The 15,614-nt window shown below is 59.3% G+C and carries 13 protein-coding genes and 2 pseudogenes; 4 read left to right on the top strand and 11 right to left on the bottom strand.

Annotated features, from left to right (window positions below; translation table 11 throughout):
* Window positions 1–1,175 precede the first annotated feature (1,175 nt).
* The 5 genes and pseudogenes from RX330_RS10570 to bioB form a co-directional block, all read right to left on the bottom strand.
* Window positions 1,176–2,441 (bottom strand): adenosylmethionine--8-amino-7-oxononanoate transaminase, encoded by a 1,266-nt coding sequence (locus RX330_RS10570; protein WP_317242942.1) that lies wholly within the window; start codon window positions 2,439–2,441, stop codon window positions 1,176–1,178.
* Window positions 2,438–3,070 carry a dethiobiotin synthase gene (bioD, locus tag RX330_RS10565; protein ID WP_085398919.1) on the bottom strand — a complete coding sequence of 211 codons (633 nt, stop codon included), beginning with the start codon at window positions 3,068–3,070 and terminating at the stop codon, window positions 2,438–2,440. The genes RX330_RS10570 and bioD overlap by 4 nt, the downstream gene beginning before the upstream one ends.
* On the bottom strand, window positions 3,067–4,221 hold the full coding sequence (locus RX330_RS10560; protein ID WP_085398920.1) for an 8-amino-7-oxononanoate synthase: 1,155 nt from the start codon (window positions 4,219–4,221) through the stop codon (window positions 3,067–3,069). The genes bioD and RX330_RS10560 overlap by 4 nt, the downstream gene beginning before the upstream one ends.
* Before the next feature lie 83 nt (window positions 4,222–4,304).
* Window positions 4,305–4,656 (bottom strand): annotated as a pseudogene (locus RX330_RS10555) (aspartate 1-decarboxylase).
* 46 nt (window positions 4,657–4,702) lie between these two features.
* A complete protein-coding gene (bioB, locus tag RX330_RS10550; RefSeq protein ID WP_317242941.1) occupies window positions 4,703–5,701 on the bottom strand; it encodes a biotin synthase BioB in 999 nt (332 codons plus the stop codon).
* Between the two features lie 202 nt (window positions 5,702–5,903).
* On the opposite strand from bioB, the gene RX330_RS10545 reads away from it, so the two are divergent.
* The 4 genes from RX330_RS10545 to RX330_RS10530 all read left to right on the top strand — a co-directional run bounded on the left by RX330_RS10545 (window position 5,904) and on the right by RX330_RS10530 (window position 9,144).
* Window positions 5,904–6,548 carry a GntR family transcriptional regulator gene (locus tag RX330_RS10545; RefSeq protein WP_317242939.1) on the top strand — a complete coding sequence of 215 codons (645 nt, stop codon included), beginning with the start codon at window positions 5,904–5,906 and terminating at the stop codon, window positions 6,546–6,548.
* 156 nt (window positions 6,549–6,704) lie between these two features.
* Entirely contained in the window at window positions 6,705–7,064 is a 360-nt protein-coding gene (locus RX330_RS10540; RefSeq protein ID WP_085398924.1) for a Dabb family protein, read from the top strand.
* A gap of 116 nt (window positions 7,065–7,180) precedes the next feature.
* Entirely contained in the window at window positions 7,181–8,578 is a 1,398-nt protein-coding gene (pabB, locus tag RX330_RS10535; protein WP_317243881.1) for an aminodeoxychorismate synthase component I, read from the top strand.
* The gene (locus RX330_RS10530; protein WP_317242938.1) at window positions 8,575–9,144 is read left to right on the top strand and encodes an anthranilate synthase component II; all 570 of its coding nucleotides are present in this window, start codon (window positions 8,575–8,577) and stop codon (window positions 9,142–9,144) included. Before pabB ends, RX330_RS10530 begins: the two co-directional genes overlap by 4 nt.
* Before the next feature lie 883 nt (window positions 9,145–10,027).
* Here the strand turns inward: RX330_RS10530 and RX330_RS10525 are convergent.
* The 6 genes and pseudogenes from RX330_RS10525 to RX330_RS10500 form a co-directional block, all read right to left on the bottom strand.
* Window positions 10,028–10,225: pseudogene (locus tag RX330_RS10525) on the bottom strand (hypothetical protein); the annotation flags it as partial.
* A complete protein-coding gene (locus RX330_RS10520; protein ID WP_317242937.1) occupies window positions 10,222–10,446 on the bottom strand; it encodes a hypothetical protein in 225 nt (74 codons plus the stop codon). The pseudogene RX330_RS10525 and the gene RX330_RS10520, both read right to left, overlap by 4 nt.
* 819 nt (window positions 10,447–11,265) lie before the next feature.
* Entirely contained in the window at window positions 11,266–11,577 is a 312-nt protein-coding gene (locus RX330_RS10515) for a hypothetical protein (RefSeq protein ID WP_144030614.1), read from the bottom strand.
* A 577-nt stretch (window positions 11,578–12,154) separates the two neighbouring features.
* Complete coding sequence (locus RX330_RS10510) at window positions 12,155–12,406, bottom strand: hypothetical protein (protein WP_317242936.1); 252 nt, start codon at window positions 12,404–12,406, stop codon at window positions 12,155–12,157.
* 32 nt (window positions 12,407–12,438) lie between these two features.
* On the bottom strand, window positions 12,439–12,711 hold the full coding sequence (locus RX330_RS10505; RefSeq protein WP_317242935.1) for a hypothetical protein: 273 nt from the start codon (window positions 12,709–12,711) through the stop codon (window positions 12,439–12,441).
* A gap of 1,541 nt (window positions 12,712–14,252) precedes the next feature.
* Window positions 14,253–15,611: a M16 family metallopeptidase gene (locus RX330_RS10500; protein ID WP_410707539.1), complete on the bottom strand. Its 1,359-nt coding sequence runs from the start codon at window positions 15,609–15,611 to the stop codon at window positions 14,253–14,255.
* Window positions 15,612–15,614 lie beyond the last annotated feature (3 nt).

Here is a 15,614-nt window from a genome sequence, read left to right as displayed (position 1 = left end):
GCTTCCTTGGGAAGGCGAGAGGAAGCTGTCAATGGGGAGATGAAAAAGGGAAATTACCTCTCCAAGGTCACGTACAGACGCATCAAAACCTCCAATGATCGCGCGATCATCAAATAAGAACTTCTCAGCCGTTCTTCCTCATGCGGAGCGGCTTTGGGTCGCGCTTGACGCACACCGCGCGACTCAGCCCAGCTTAAGCCGAGGGAGGTCGCTCAGCCGTGGACGGCTCGTCGGCATGCGCGGCTGTGTTGATCCATGACATCGAGGCCGCCCCAACCTGAAACCAGAACGAAGCCGCACCCAGCAAGGCTGCGAGCCCAAGAGGAACGAGATCTTTCGTGTCGGAATTAGAATCGGCACGCGTTGTAAGGTACGGGAAGGCGATGTCCATGTGGCAGCGTCGGTAGCAATCGTAGTTGCAATATTCTCTCCGCGTTACCACCTCTCGCACGTAACCCGGACCCAAGGACCGACAACATTCGGTGCAGGTTCCGTCGCCGCGCGGGGTCCTTTGATTCACGAGTATAAATTTCATAGCATGCTAGCCATGTATTAAGCCGCTCGCAACCAGCGAAACCATTTATGGTCGGCCTCCCGCCGCGCCTTGAAGCGGTCGACGCATTTCCTGGAGCAAAGGGCCGTTCGCCAGCAGTAATAACGGATCAGCCCGAACCTTCCACCGCATATCGCGCAGCACCCTACTGAACCGCGGTGCGAACTATGAGAGCTGTTGCGCATTCCTCGCCTCCTGTCGGCATTAGGTGGATAGCCCCCCCTTTCTTCGCTGCAGCACCATGCCCGCACGTGGAGTGCGACGCTGGCGATGCCTAGTCTCGCGGCATGTGCGGACACCGGGCGCAAGAGTTTGAGCTCTGAATTGCGCCTCCTTGGCGAAGCGGCACGCTCCATCGGGGTGCTTCGCCGGCCTCGTCTTAATTGTTGACTGTAACGATATTTCCATCTTGATTAATGCAATGAGTCGCGCGTTGACGCTTAAATGCCGCGTGCGGGCGGCTTTCCTCGACGGAATTCAACTGGCGCCGATGGGGTGCGTACAGCAAACTGATCTGTAGCTATCAGTGCCACCTCTTTGCCTTTACGCGGTTAAAGGACGGCAATCCGAAACCCGACGGGCGAACCTTGGGTTCCCGCTCGCTAAACGCGCCAAGCCCGCCTTAAGCTAGCGCATCGGCGGCATCTCTGATGCCGAGGTAGATTTCATCAAGATCTGCCCCTGTGACGCAATAGGGTGGCATTACATAGATGGTATTGCCGAGCGGGCGCAGCAGCAGATTTCGGTCTTTAAAGAACGCCTGAAGCTTCGGACCGACGCCCGCGAGATAGCCTGCATCCTTCGTTTTCAGATCGAGTGCTGTAATCGTGCCGGTCCGCCGGATGTTTGCAAACCGCGGGTCGGCGCGGAATGGCTCAATTGCCTGCTCTTGCATCGTGACAACCGACGCCACGCGTTGGCGAGATTCCGGATCTTGCCAGAGATCCAGGTTGGCCTTTGCGGCGGCGCAGGCCACTGGATTTGCCGTATATGAACTCGAATGAAAGAACGTACGCGTCCGATCTTTCGAATAGTGCGCGTCGAAAATATCCGCGCGACAGAGTGTCACCGCGAGTGGAAGCGCCCCTCCCGTGAGGCCTTTCGAATAGCAGGCGATATCGGGGGTGACATTAGCTTGCTCGCAGGCGAATAGTGTTCCGGTGCGACCCCAGCCTGTCATGACCTCGTCGGCAATGAACAGGACATCCGAGGCCTCGCAGATCCGCCTCATCTCTCTTAGCACCCAGGCTGGGTACATCAGCATCCCGCCCGCCCCCAATATCAGAGGCTCCACAACAAAGGCTGCCGGAACTTCGTTGCGACATACAGACTCGAGCGCATCGAGCGTCGCCTGTTCATGACCTCTCGCCGGGAACGGGATTGAGGTAACGTCGAACAGCAGGGGCCTGTACGCCGCGTTGAACACACCACGGGCGCCAACCGACATCGCCCCTATCGTATCGCCATGGTAGGAATGTTGCATCACGACGATGCACGTCCGCTTCTTCCCGATGTTTTGCCAGTAGCCGAGCGCCATCTTTAGCGCGACTTCCACACTGGTCGAGCCACTGTCAGAAAAGAAGACATGCTCAAGTCCACGGGGCGCAACTTTCAAAAGCAGTGCCGCAACCTCCTCAGCCGGATCGTGGGCATAGCCAGCGAAGATGATCTGGTTGAGCTTGCCTGCCTGGTCCTGAATGGCGCTCACGATATGCGGATGGCAATGACCATGCGTGACAACCCACCACGATGAGATTGCATCTATGATACGGCGGCCATCCGCGGTGTAGAGATAAGCACCCTGCCCACGAACGACCTTTGTCATCTCGTCCTGAAGCGCGTGTTGCGTGAACGGATGCCAGATCGGCGACTTCGGCTTCGTCGTCATAGCTTGAAATGATCGGCATGGAACGAGGTTTTGAACGCGGCCTGCAGCGTGTCTGCCGTGAGGGGAGAAAGCCAGGGCAGTCGCCCTAACCAACGCACCCGCCCGATCTCGCGAATTGCAATCTGAGTCTCAGCATTTCGTTCACCAATGAAGGCAATCCCAAGAATAGGGATCTGGCGCTTTCGTAGCGCCTCGATCGACAGCAGCGAATGATTGATGGTGCCCAGTGCCGTACGCGCGCAAAGCACGACTGGAAGCCGCCATCGCTCGAAGACATCAATGTAGAGTGTCTCGCCACTCAGCGGAACCATCAGGCCGCCAACGCCCTCAATCACCAACGGTCGCTCCCCGGTGTCGGGCACATCGAGCAAATCTGGCTCGATGCGAATTCCGTCAATTTCCGCGGAATGATGGGGTGAAGCGGGCGTTTGAAGGCGATAACGCTCCGGCACGATGCGATCGGACGAGAGATTGCCCAGTCGCGCGACGAACTCAGTATCGCTCTCTCCTTCAAGACCGGCCTGAATCGGTTTCCAATAGCTCGCGCCAAGGAGATCGGCGAGCCCCGCGGAAAACACCGTTTTTCCGATCCCGGTATCGGTGCCTGTCACCACGATCCGCTGACTCATCGAATTTCACCTCTCGTCTCCTCGATCAGAGCATCGAGCATTGCACGCACATCATCCTCCCCAGCGTTGAGCGTTAGTGAAATTCGCAAACGGGCCGTGCCCGCCGGCACGGTTGGCGGCCGAATTCCGCGGATATCGAAGCCGCGAGCCTGCAGTGCGGAGGCGAGCCGCATCGCACGCGCGTTGTCGCCAACGATATACGGCATGATCTGCGAGACCGAAGGACTTCGCCAACCGCGCAAACCCATCTCCCGATGCGTAAACGCGACCAGCTTGGCCAGACGCTGCTGCCGCTCAGGTTCATGTTGCAGGATGAAGAGCGCCTCCCGCACGGCAACAGCCATCAGCGGTGAGGGTGCCGTGGCGAAGATAAAGGGACGGCAGCGATTGATCATGAAGTCGCGCAGCACGCCGGAGGTAGTGACAAGCGCACCAGCTGCGCCCAGCGCCTTGCCGCAGGTATGAACGACCAGGAGATTTTCGCGTCCCTCATAGGGCGCGGTGAGCCCTCGTCCCTGCTCGCCGTAAACGCCCGTGGCATGAGCCTCATCCACCATCAGGAACGCGTCGTATCGGTCCGCGATCGCGACCAGGCCTTCGAGCGGCGCGAAATCGCCATCCATGCTGTAGAGACTTTCGACCACGATCCAGACGCGGCCCGTTCCGCCCTCGGCCCGCCAGTCACGAATTGTGTCTTCGATCGATTGGGGATCATTATGGGCGCTTATCCGAAACTCGGCACGGCCAGCGCGCGCGCCTTCATGAATACTGGCGTGCACCAGAGAATCGAGAACAAGCAGATCGTCCCGCTGCGGCAGCGTTGTCAGGACGGCAAAATTTGCGATATAACCGCCACCAAAGAATAGCGCCGTCTCAGCCCCAAAGAACTGAGCCGCTTCTTTTTCGAGAGTTTCGTGTTCCTCGCAATTGCCGCGCAGAAGCCGCGACCCGCCGGCTCCGATCGGTGTGCCGGCCTCGAGCGCGGCGGAGACAGCCTTTTTCATCCGCGGCGCGCTCGCCAGCGCTAGATAGTCGTTCGACGCAAAATCGATGCCGGCGCGCGGCTTGAGGCCACGCAGCCGGTTGTCTTCCTTCAAGGCATGCAACGCCGCGACATAGTCGCCAACTTTGGCCCTCTGGATTGAATTCATTCTTCACTCGCAAAGTAGCGGTCGATCTCTCGAAAGTTCTGATGGCCGCGAAGAACAACGCTTCAGCATCGGGCTCTTGGTTTTCAACCTGACAAGATGCGATTTTCTCGGCCAACCACCACAACGCGCGGTCTGAAGAGTTTCGCTTCCGCTTCATCGAAGGAGGCATATGCAACGATAATGATTTTGTCTCCGGGCATCGCGAGGCGCACAGCCGCTCCGTTCAAATCTATGGTGCCAGATCCGCGGGGGCGTCCTCCACATAAGGTGGCGAAGCGCGCTCCGGTTTCGATATTGTAGATTTCGACGCGTTCGTCGATCGGGGCTCCTGCCGGCCAACAGCGCACGATCAATCGAAATCGAGCCATCACGGTGCAGATCGGCTTTAGTCACGGAGGCGCGAAGGATTTTGCCTTTCATCAACGCAATCTGCATTTCTCACCTAAACCGGAGTTTGCGCACAGGTGCTCGTTGAGCTGCTTCAATCAGGCAAGCCCGACGTGACGCCGAGCCGGTCCAGTAAATTCGCGTCGCGGTCGCGCTGCGGGTTCTTGGTGGTCAACAGAACATCGCCGATGAAGATTGAATTCGCGCCGGCCAAAATGCACAGCGCCTGCAGTTCATCACTCATATACTGCCGTCCAGCGGACAACCGCACGACGCTCTTCGGCATCATGATCCGGGCCGTCGCGACCAGGCGCACCAGTGCAATCGGATCGGGACGCTCCGCAGTGTCATTGACCGGCACGCCCTTGACCTCGTTCCACAGGTTAATCGGCACGCTTTCCGGATGGCTGGGAAGATTGGCGAGTAGCACGAGCATGCCGAGCCGATCCTCGACGCGCTCGCCCATGCCGACGATACCGCCACAACAGACCTTGATGCCGGCGTCGCGCACGTGTGCCAGTGTGTCGATGCGATCTTGCAGGGTGCGGGTGGTGATGATCTTGTCGTAGAACTCGGGCGAGGTATCGACGTTGTGATTGTAGAAGTCGAGCCCGGCCTCGGAGAGCCGGGTGACCTGCTTCGACGTCAGCATGCCGAGCGTGACGCAGGTTTCCATGCCAAGGTCTTTAACAGCGCTGATCATGTCGCAGACCTGATCGAGATCTCGGTCGTTCGGACTGCGCCAGGCCGCGGCCATGCAGAAGCGCGTCGCGCCAGCGTCCTTGGCGGCTCGCGCGGTGGCGACCACTTCGGCGCGATTCATCAGGCGAGTGGCTTTCAGGCCGGTGTCGTAATGCGCGCTCTGCGAGCAATAGCCGCAGTCTTCCGGACAGCCACCGGTCTTGATGCTGAGCAGGCTTGCTGTTTCGACGTAGTTTGGATCGAAGTTCTTGCGATGAACGCTCTGCGCCTGCAACATCAGGTCGGCAAACCGCAGGCCATAGAGTGCTTCGGCCTCGGCGCGCTGCCAGTCATGGCGGACCGGCGCGCTGTCGCCTCCGTCATTCCGTTTCACTCCCACGGCAGCAACCATAAGTCTCGCCTTCCTTATAATAGATAATCCGGGCGATTATCTATTATGTGACCGCCCGTTCCTGCCTGCTTTGCCTCTCCAACATGAAACATAACCGTATGCCGACGCCCAAAGACCGCGAAAGTCTGCAGGCATTGCAGAAATTCTGCAAAACGAGCGGGCTTATGCCGATCATCGACGGAGGGGTAATGATAGATAATCTATGATGACTGACGAGAACACGACGATTGCGGTGCGCATTGCGGAGTCAATCGGTGAGCGCATCATCAGCGGAGCGCTGCAGCCAGACGCCCCGCTCCGGCAGGATCATGTCGCGCGGGAATTCAGTTCCAGCCACGTCCCGGTGCGCGAGGCTTTTCGGCAACTGGAGGCCCGACATCTTGTCGTCGCTGTGCGCCGTCGCGGTGTGCGGGTTGCCCCGCTCGACACCAATTCAGTGAAGGAGATCGCCGAGATGCGTGCTGCGCTCGAAGTGGTCGCGTTGCGCAATGCGGCTTCAAAGCTCACATCCGCCCATTTGGCACGGATCGAGCTCTCCCTGATTGAAGCAGACAATGCCCAGACCATTCAGGAGTTTGAGACGGCCAACCGCGCCTTTCACCACGCGCTGGTGGCGCCCTGCGCGATGCCGCGCCTGCTCGCGAGCCTCGATGGACTACAGCTTGCAAATTCGCGATCGGTGTTTGCAACGGCGCGCAGTGCAGGCTGGCAACCGCGGTCCAATCAGGATCACCGCCTGATTCTGCGGGCACTGCGCGCACGCAACGTCGATCAAGCCTGTAATCTGCTCGCGCGCCACATTCAAACGATTGAGCGCCTTGCCCTTCCCGCGCCTGACCAGGAATGAGATCTGGCGAGGTCAGCTGCAGACAGCAAGCCATCGCAAGACTGTCAAACGACCGACCGTCTTGCCGAGCGACATAACCTGCGACGACAGCGTTGCAGCGGGGTCGATCCCAAGATAGTTATGCGATCTACTTCCGTAATCACCCAACGGCCATCCATGATTCGTCACATCGTTCTATTCACGGCCAAAGATAAGGCCGACATCGACCAAATCATCGAAGGCCTGTCGGTTCTCACCAATATCCCACATGCACGCCGGCTCGAGGTTGCTCGCAATCGCAAGACCGACCAGCTCGACAACGATATCGACGTCGTGGTCTATGGTGAGTTCGATAACGAGACGGACCTCGCAGCCTACAAAGCGCATGAGCTATACCAGGAAGCGATCAGGCGGGTACGACCACTCCGGGAGCTGCGGTTCGCAGCTGACTACAATCTATCAACGGATGCGCGTTTCGCCTCAACGACAGTGATAAGCCAAGTTACTCGGCCCACTGCGTCCACTGGCGGGGGTTAACCTGAAAATCGAATTCAAGAGCTTGCGGGTCCTTGGCGAGCGTCGCTCTCGTTGGGGTAAGGATCACAATCGGAGCGCGTCTCCCAGCACGGCAGTCCTCGGTGACTGACTGGCCGATGCACGTCCGCGAGTTACCGTGGATTGGGCCTGTCACAGCGATGCGATGTCTCGCGCATCGACCGCACCTTACGTTTCTCGATAGCGCAGCAAAGCATGAGTTGCTCGGGCGCTACTCATTTCTGACCTGCGACCCCTTTAGCACCTACATGGTCGCGAACGGACAGGCGAGTTGCAACGGAGAGGCTCTCGAGGGCGATCCATGGGAAGTGCTTCGCACCCTGCTCGCCAAGTATCCGCAAGAGCATCGCCCCGATCTCCCGCCGTTCCAAGGAGGTGCGGCCGGGTTCTTTTGTTACGATCTGAACAGGACTCTGGAGCGATTGCCGGCGCCGGCAATTCCCGATCAGCGTTTGCCGCAATCCATCCTGCATTTCTATGACGTGGTCATCAGCTTCGACCACCGTGACGACAGATGCTGGATCGTTTCTACCGGATGGCCGGAGCAGGATCCCGCACGTCGCGCCGAGCGCGCACGCCGTCGAGCCGACGAGTTTGCAGCAGCATTGCTTGCGGGCCCAAAGACGTCGTGGAACGACTTCCCCGGCCGAACTGCCGCATGGCATTCGAATTTCAGCCGTGAGGGCTATATTGCGGCAGTACAGCGCGTCATGGACTTGATTCTGGCTGGAGACGTCTTCCAAGCCAACATTGCGCAGCGCTTCAGCGCCCGCCTGTCGACCTCATTTGATCCTCTTGCCTTCTACTGCCAGCTGCGGTCGTTGAACCCGGCTCCCTTTGCGGCCCTCCTGCGCTACGGCAAGCTCACCATTGCATCGAGCTCGCCGGAACGATTCCTGAGGCTCGACGGACGACAGATCGAAACGCGCCCCATCAAAGGCACGATCGCGCGTTCTGCTGATTCCAAGGAAGACCAGCGTCGCGCTGAAATCCTAGTCACGTCCGAAAAGGACCGTGCCGAGAATACTATGATCGTCGACCTCATGCGCAACGATCTGTCGCGCGTTTGCACTCCACATTCGATCGACGTTCCAGTGCTGTGCGGCCTCGAATCCTACGCCTCAGTGCACCACCTCGTATCGATCGTTACGGGTGAACTTGCAGACGACCAAGACGCTATTACCCTGCTTCGAGCTTGCTTTCCCGGAGGCTCCATTACAGGGGCGCCAAAGGTGCGATCGATGGAAATCATTGCGGAAATCGAGCGGGCGGCGCGATACGTCTATTGCGGGGCTATTGGCTTTATCAGCTTCAACGGGCACATGGACACGAATATCGCGATCCGCACTGTCACGATCGACGACGATCTGGCCGTGTTTCATGCGGGTGGCGGCGTGACGGCGATGTCGGATCCAGAGGCCGAATACGAAGAGACGCTCGCCAAGGCGCAGCGAATCTTTGACGCGTTTCGTGCTGAAACATCCGGTGCATCTTGATTGTCATCATCGACAACTACGACTCCTTCGTCTTCAACATTGCCCGCTATTTCCGCAAGCTTGGTGAAGCAACGGAAGTGATCCGGAACGACGTGGTCGGCGTTAGCGATCTTGTTGGCCTCAAGCCGCGCGCAGTAGTTATCTCGCCCGGTCCCTGCGGTCCAGCTGAGGCCGGAATATCCACCGCCGTCGTCCGCGAACTTTCGGGTCAAGTCCCTATTTTAGGCATCTGCCTCGGTCACCAGTGCATTGGGAGCGTTTTCGGCGCTCAAGTGGCGCGTGCACGTCGCCCTATGCATGGTCGATCCTCCTACGTAACTCATGATAGCCGAGGGCTATTCAAGGAACTCCCGTCCCCACTTCGCGTCGGGCGCTACCATTCTCTCGTCGTCGAGGTCGATGAGTCATGCGCGTCGCATCTCACGGTGACAGCGCGTTCGGAGGAAGGCGAGGTCATGGCCCTCGCACATCGATATCACCCAACTATTGGTGTGCAGTTCCACCCTGAATCGATACTTACCCAACAAGGGCACGTGCTGCTGCTCAACTTCTTGCGACTCATATAGTCCCCCAAAGGGGTGAGGAGCTGAAGTTGCGTCACACGCATGGGCTCCCGGCCTGCTCAGAATCCCGCTCCGAGCGGTTGATCTCTTCGATTTGAGTAGAGCGGCGCCGCCGCGTTCGTTCGACGGCACCAAAAGCGTTCAGCATGCCGAGTGTGCCGCCCATCAGGATGGCAAGGAAAGTTGCCGCCGCAGGATCCCGATTGAGAGTGCGCGCCGACACGATGCGGCTGAGGACGCGCGGCCGAGGTAATTGCTGCCGAGCGGCAGCGCCGAGCACAAGCGCGCGAACAGTCATTGTCGACCGGCGCGCCGATGTTGTGACGGGCGATGTACGGGACGTGTGATCGCCATCAGGCGGCAACGATGCTAGCGCCGATTCGTGCCTGCGAGCGGACCGCCCCATGTGCGACCGGGGCGAGCGCTTCGACTGCAGCAATGGTCTGATCAGTTTCAATGATGACCGCGCCTCGGGTCAGATGGGATCCCGGCGATATAGACCAGCAACCCAAGGAAGAGATAGATCGAGCAGAAGATCATGACGCAGACCTGGATGAGCGGCATGTCGCGTGTCGAGACCGGTATCGATCAGACGGTGCGCAAGCCCTGGGTACCCACAATCGACAGTTTCAGACCGCTCTTGCTCTAACAGTTGGCCGCTGGTGGCCCAAGGTCTGCTTCCTTCAGATGCGGGCGATACGGACCACGTTGGCCTCGTCGCGAAAGCGGCAACGATTTGAAGGCGGATTGGCGGCCCACTGGTAGTTTGTGCCGAAGCCAGAGCGCTTCGTTCTCGACATGAGGGCTGCTGTACCTGGGGCGAACTCTCTGACGAAACTGGGAGCACTTCTCGAGCAGCAGCGCCAGAACTGCAATTTTTTCTGCCACCGCATGTCAAGCTGATCACGCAGCGCCAGCCCGCCGGGCGTTCTGCCGGATGAAGCTTCATCCACTCGGCGAGCTGCGGCGCACCCATCAGACAGGACTGCATCGAGACGTCGGCGAAGTCCGAGGTGGTCACGGTCTGCTCGTGGCAATTTGCCGGAGAGGAGAGACCGCAGAGCACAGCGATGATCTTGATCACGACTGGAGAGCCCCATCGCTGCGATGGGCATTTGCCCGGATGATCTTGATGGCTTTGGCCACCGTGCGCGGATGCAGGCCTAGCGCGTGGATCACTTCCTTCTTCTTGCAGCCGAGATTACACTCGAGGTAGCCGCGCACACGCTCGACGTTGAATGCCTCCAGCTCCTTGGAGCCGGGGCGCAGGTTCAGCGCTTCAATGGTACAGAATTCGTGGAACATGTTTGAAGCTGCCCACCCAGTCATGCACGCAATTCGCGTTCAGCGCTAGCAGCCGATCGGGCGAATGCTTTGGCCGCATCAACATGCCAAGCTTTCTCAGCACGCCGCTCGTAATCGTCGGCAAGGACCTTAAGCTGACCCGCAATCGCTGAGTCAGTCATGGTTTGGGCTGCACGGAGCAAAGTCCGTGCTGTCTCTAAATATGCCTTGCCTCGTTGAGAGATCTGGACCATCACAAAGCCCTCGCGCGGTTCTCTGGCAGCTGGTTGAAGGTGATCTGGAGCCAGCCCACCCAATTGCGGTCACTTTCCCTGCGAGCTCTGAAGCGATCGACGCACTTCTTGGAACAAAGAGGCGTTCGCCACGAGTAGTGCCGGACGAGACCGAACTTGCCGTCACAAACTGCGCATCGCGCGGCACCGCCAGATCTAAGACTTTCGGAGCAGTTGGGCATTGTACTCTCCTCTTGGCTTTATCGCAGCTGTTCGTCGATCATCCTTTTTTCACTGTCGCACTTGATGAGCCTGTGCGCGTTTCCAACGCATGCAGCCTAAGACGATCACGATCAGCAGCTCAATTGAACGTAGGTAATCGTCCGGCATCTAGATGGGTGACGGAACAATACGAAGGTTTAGGGCGCTCCTCCTTAAAGCCGACCACTTCCGCAATGGGTCTTGGTTGTGTGGAAACGGATAGCTCAGAGGCGGCCGTGGTCGACAATCGTTCCAGGCCGCCAATGTTTTCGCTTCGGAGCGTCTAAGTAGCCGGCCAAGGTGGTTAAGCGACGCGCGGCGTCGCCTTTGGCGCACTTCGCCGCCTTCAAGTAGCGCGGATGGCTGCAATCAGGCCCGGTTTGCCGACGATGTTCATCGCCCTTGTGAGGTTATAGGCGAGAACACGCAGCGCTATCTCAGCGGCTAGCTCTGCATCGTTGCCGCAGTCCTTGAGAATGTTTGGAAATTGCTCCCGCATGGGCTTGGACAGCACCCAACCTAGTGGTGGCACGATCGGTGCATTGCCGTTTTCCGAGACCTCGCACATGGCAAAGTGTGAAAAATGAGGTTCGGCGCGTGCTCGGTTCCATCTTGGAATTGGTGCTGGATCCTGAGTGTTGGTAACCGGAGCAAGCAAGTCGAGTCCCTTGGACTGCGACTTGGCTTCAACGCATGAGAATTCCCGCTGTCGCACACGGAAGCCGCTGGTTCAGCTGCCGCCAAGGTACCGTGAGCCTCGCGGACCGCCGTCACGCCGAGCAGAGGTGCTGCCAACTCATTCAGATACGCTACAACGAAGCCCCCGCCATCGTTCTTCTCCCAGCGGCCGGTCTTCGCGTTCCAACCACTGTCCCTGAACTGCAGGAAGTCCGACGTGGTCGCCGCCCCAACGGCAGGCATGCTGGTGGTCAACACGCACCTCAGCTTTTCGTCTTCGCGTATTCTCACACGTGTACGCTCTTTGGTGAGAGTCGGGTCGCTGCTGATCTGCAGAACGATGAGCCCGACAGCCGCCTCTCTTTGCTTCGATCTGCGCGCGGGCTTCCCTAGCCGTCACCGCATCGTAATTCTCGAAATAGCCGCCATCGATGACGTAGCCGCGGTTCGTCTCGCCGGAAAGGAAACTGGCCCCTCCCTTTGGTTCGAGCTTTCCAGCCGGCGACACATACGTGAATCTGGCGCTATTGTGGGCTGCCGTGCTCGCGCGTATACGCCTAATTTGATGACTTGTAGTCATATTGCGGGCCGCAATCCAGCTGCTGGTTCTCCAGAAGATCTTCGGCCGTTTCGCTGACGACGAAATGCCGAAGGTTCTCTCGCTTTAAGTCACTGCTTGCGGATAAACCAACTCCGGCGGCCCCATTGGTAAACAACTTGACCGGATCGGCAGCGCCGGACGCCCCATTTTCTTCGGTCATATCGAACGAAAAAATCATAGGCGATGCCGGTCTTGATGTATCGATCATAGATAACTTGCTCGATCCCGTTGAGATGGCCCTCAGGTTTGAAGGCCACTGCTTTCCGCGAAGAAGGCTGAGTCATCGATCAACGGATTGGCCTGATCTTCCTTACGGAACAGGGGGATTGTCTTATCCTGGATCGCGAGCCGGCTCTCGCAACGGATATATTGCGCGAGATCAGACGTCCGCACTCCGGTGGACCGGGTGACTGAACAACCCGCCGCCAAAATTGTCGTCGCGCATGCGAGCAGTAATTTTCGTCGTTTCCCGAGCCAGATGTCGCCGAAAAAGTTCGGACGAAAAGCGCTCAACAATTCGAATTCAGACCACCATAAGGCATGGCTACTCTCGAATAACATCTTGAGACAAACTACGAAAATACAGAAAAACGCGCCATTGCTGGCAGCGTTCGCGATCGATTAGAATGTCTACCGTGTCAGGGCAAGTTGGTTTCGTACTCTACGGCCGCTCGGCCGATTTACAATCTCGGAGTGTGAAGACCTTCCGGCAATTACTCAGCTTCTGGCTGAACGGCCACACGTATGGAGAACAGCGGCCGTCGGGCTGACCGCCAATAGAGCGAGAAAATAAGCCACCGCGGGACAGCAATCCCTCGACCACGGGGCACTCGCGCGGAATGTTTGCTCACCGGGTCTTGTCAACGTGCGTCGAAGCATGCGCCTAATCGAAGATCGCCCGAACGGCCCGCCCGCCAGCCGCGGTATAGCTCCTGCCCAGCCATGTTGATATTGGTGGCGGTATCCCGCCCTTAATCGCCGCCACCACGCGCTTGCGCAGATCGAGAGAGTAAGGTGTGCCCATCCATGCTCGCTTCCGCCCAGTTAGCATGGCCAATCGGAAACACACTGGAGGGTTCTGTGAGGTCGCGTGGCAGGTACGAGCCGCGCACTGTCGTGCGTGCGACTTCATAGACGCCGAATTGAACGAGCCGCTGCCATGCGCGAGCACCGGGCGAGATTCAAGGCCGATGATCTTCGACGGTTGACAGGCTCAAACGCACGTCCAACTTATGCGATACGGCACGGACGTTGCAGAATGGGAAAGTGGCTTGCCGACTTCACGTGCTGTCAATGGGTTAAGCGTTGCGGAAAGTCACCTGCGACAACCTGGGCGCGGGGGAGCCCGGTAACGGTCTTCGACCGGTGCGACGGACTTACAGAAAGGCGCCCCGGCATCGTCCTTTCGAAGTGTCCAGATGCTGTTGGTTACCATCATTGTTGATCCGACTGCACGGGTCGAAGTACCGCCTGCCAATGGCGGGAACGTTGTTGTCACTCCCACTCCAGCAACAAAATGCCGTGCCAGCGGCTTCGTTCAATCCCAAATCGATTCAGCCTAACCCATCCCGCTTTAGTTGGCCTTGTCTCACTGATCCCTTCACTTCAGCTCACGAAAGCCCATTCATGAAAGCGGCTCGCGGGAAACCTGCACGAACTATTTGAGTGGCGGGCAAGCCCTTCAATGGGCCTCCCCGGCCCGACACTCAGCCGTCCACATGGGAAGCGGAACTTGAACAGATAGCGGTGAAAGCTGTGAACCACCTGCCGAAGAGCGGGGTGCGGGAAATCCGCACGCCACGTTCTGTGGGAACCGGGGGCGGGCTACCGCCTCCGGTGACCCGGTGGGCGGAGCTGCGAGGCTCCCCCTGTCCCGATCGATCACTTTCGGGGATCCCGTCAGCGCAAGGGGGGAGCCGGTCGGCCGATGCGCCCCTTACTGATCCCAATGACTTCGGAGTCATCTGCAACGCGCAGTGAGGTGAGCGCCCCGTTCAGGCTCCCTCCCCCTTTGCGGGGGAGTAAGCCGCAATGGAGGTGCGCGTAGGAAAACGTCAGTTCGACTTCGGGGGCGCGGCCGGCTGGGCGGCCGCCTGCGGGGCGCGGCCGACGATTACGGTGAGCAGGCCGTCGCCCCAGAGCTTCTTTGCGACCCGCCTGGTGTCGTCAAGCGTCACCGCGTCGACGATGGCGTTGCGCTTCTCGATATAGTCGATCGGCAGCTTGTCCTGCTGATATTGCAGCAGCGCCTGCGCGAGCTCGGCAGAGGTGCCGAGCGCCAGCATCTGCGAGCCCTTGAGGTAAGACTTGGCCTCGTCGAGCTCCTTTTGCGTCGGGCCCTCGTCGGCGATCCGGCGGATTTCCGTCTCGACCGCATCGACGGTCTCGCCGGCGCGATCGGCGCGGGTGCCGGTGTTGCCGATGAACAGCGCGGAGTGATCCATCCAGAGCAGCGCTTCCGAAATCTCATAGACCAGCCCACGCTTCTCGCGCACTTCGTTGAAGAGACGCGACGCCGGGCCGCCGCAGAGAATGTGGTTCACCACATCGGCCGCCATGAAATCCGGGTCGTGCCTGTTGATGCCGGGTCCGCCGAAGGTGACGACGGTCTGCGGCACGTCGAGCGGGATGAAGGCGCGCTGCGGCGGCTTGGCCGCCACAACATCGGGGATCGGCGTCAGTTCAGCCTCGGCCGGCAGGGCGCCGAAGGTGTTGTCGAGCAGCTTGCCGAGCGTATCGGGATCGACGTCGCCGACCACGGCGATGCGCAGCGTATCCTTGGCGAGGATCCGGCGCGCATAGTCCTTCAGGTCGGCGATCTCGATTTTCGGTACGCTGTCCAGCGTGCCGGTGTCCGGCCTGCCATAGGGATGATCGCCAAACGCGACTTCGAGGAACTTGCGGTCGGCCAGCGAGGACGGATTGGTCGATTCACGGCGCAGGGTGGAGAGCACGTGGGCGCGGATGCGTTCGACATCGGCCGGCTCGAACCGCGCGGAGGTCAGCGCCATCCGCAACAGGTCGTACGCTTCGTCCTTGTTGTCCTTGAGCATGCGAAGCGAGCCGCGGAAGTGATCGCGCGTCGCGGAGAAGCTCAACTTGATGGCCCGGCGATCGAGCCGCTCATGGTAGGTCTTGGAATCGAGATCGCCTGAGCCTTCCTCAAGCAGGGCGGCGACCAGATTGCCGACGCCGGGCTTGTCCTTGGGATCCTGTGACGAGCCGCCGCTGAAGGCATACTTCATCGCGATCAGGGGCACGGTCGCATCCTGCACGAACCACGCCTCGATGCCGCCAGGCGACACTAGTCGCTGGATATTGGCTGCAGCCTGCAAGGGTGCGGATGACAGCGTCAGCATCGCGGCGCAGTCGCCGCCGATCAGCGCCGCGCTGCGGGTGAGGGGATAGGTCACAAG

The sequence above is a fragment of the Bradyrhizobium sp. NDS-1 genome (genome assembly GCF_032918005.1).
GTDB lineage: Bacteria > Pseudomonadota > Alphaproteobacteria > Rhizobiales > Xanthobacteraceae > Bradyrhizobium > Bradyrhizobium tunisiense.
Note: the sequence above shows the minus strand (reverse complement) of the source record. Positions and strands in the feature narration are given on the sequence as shown.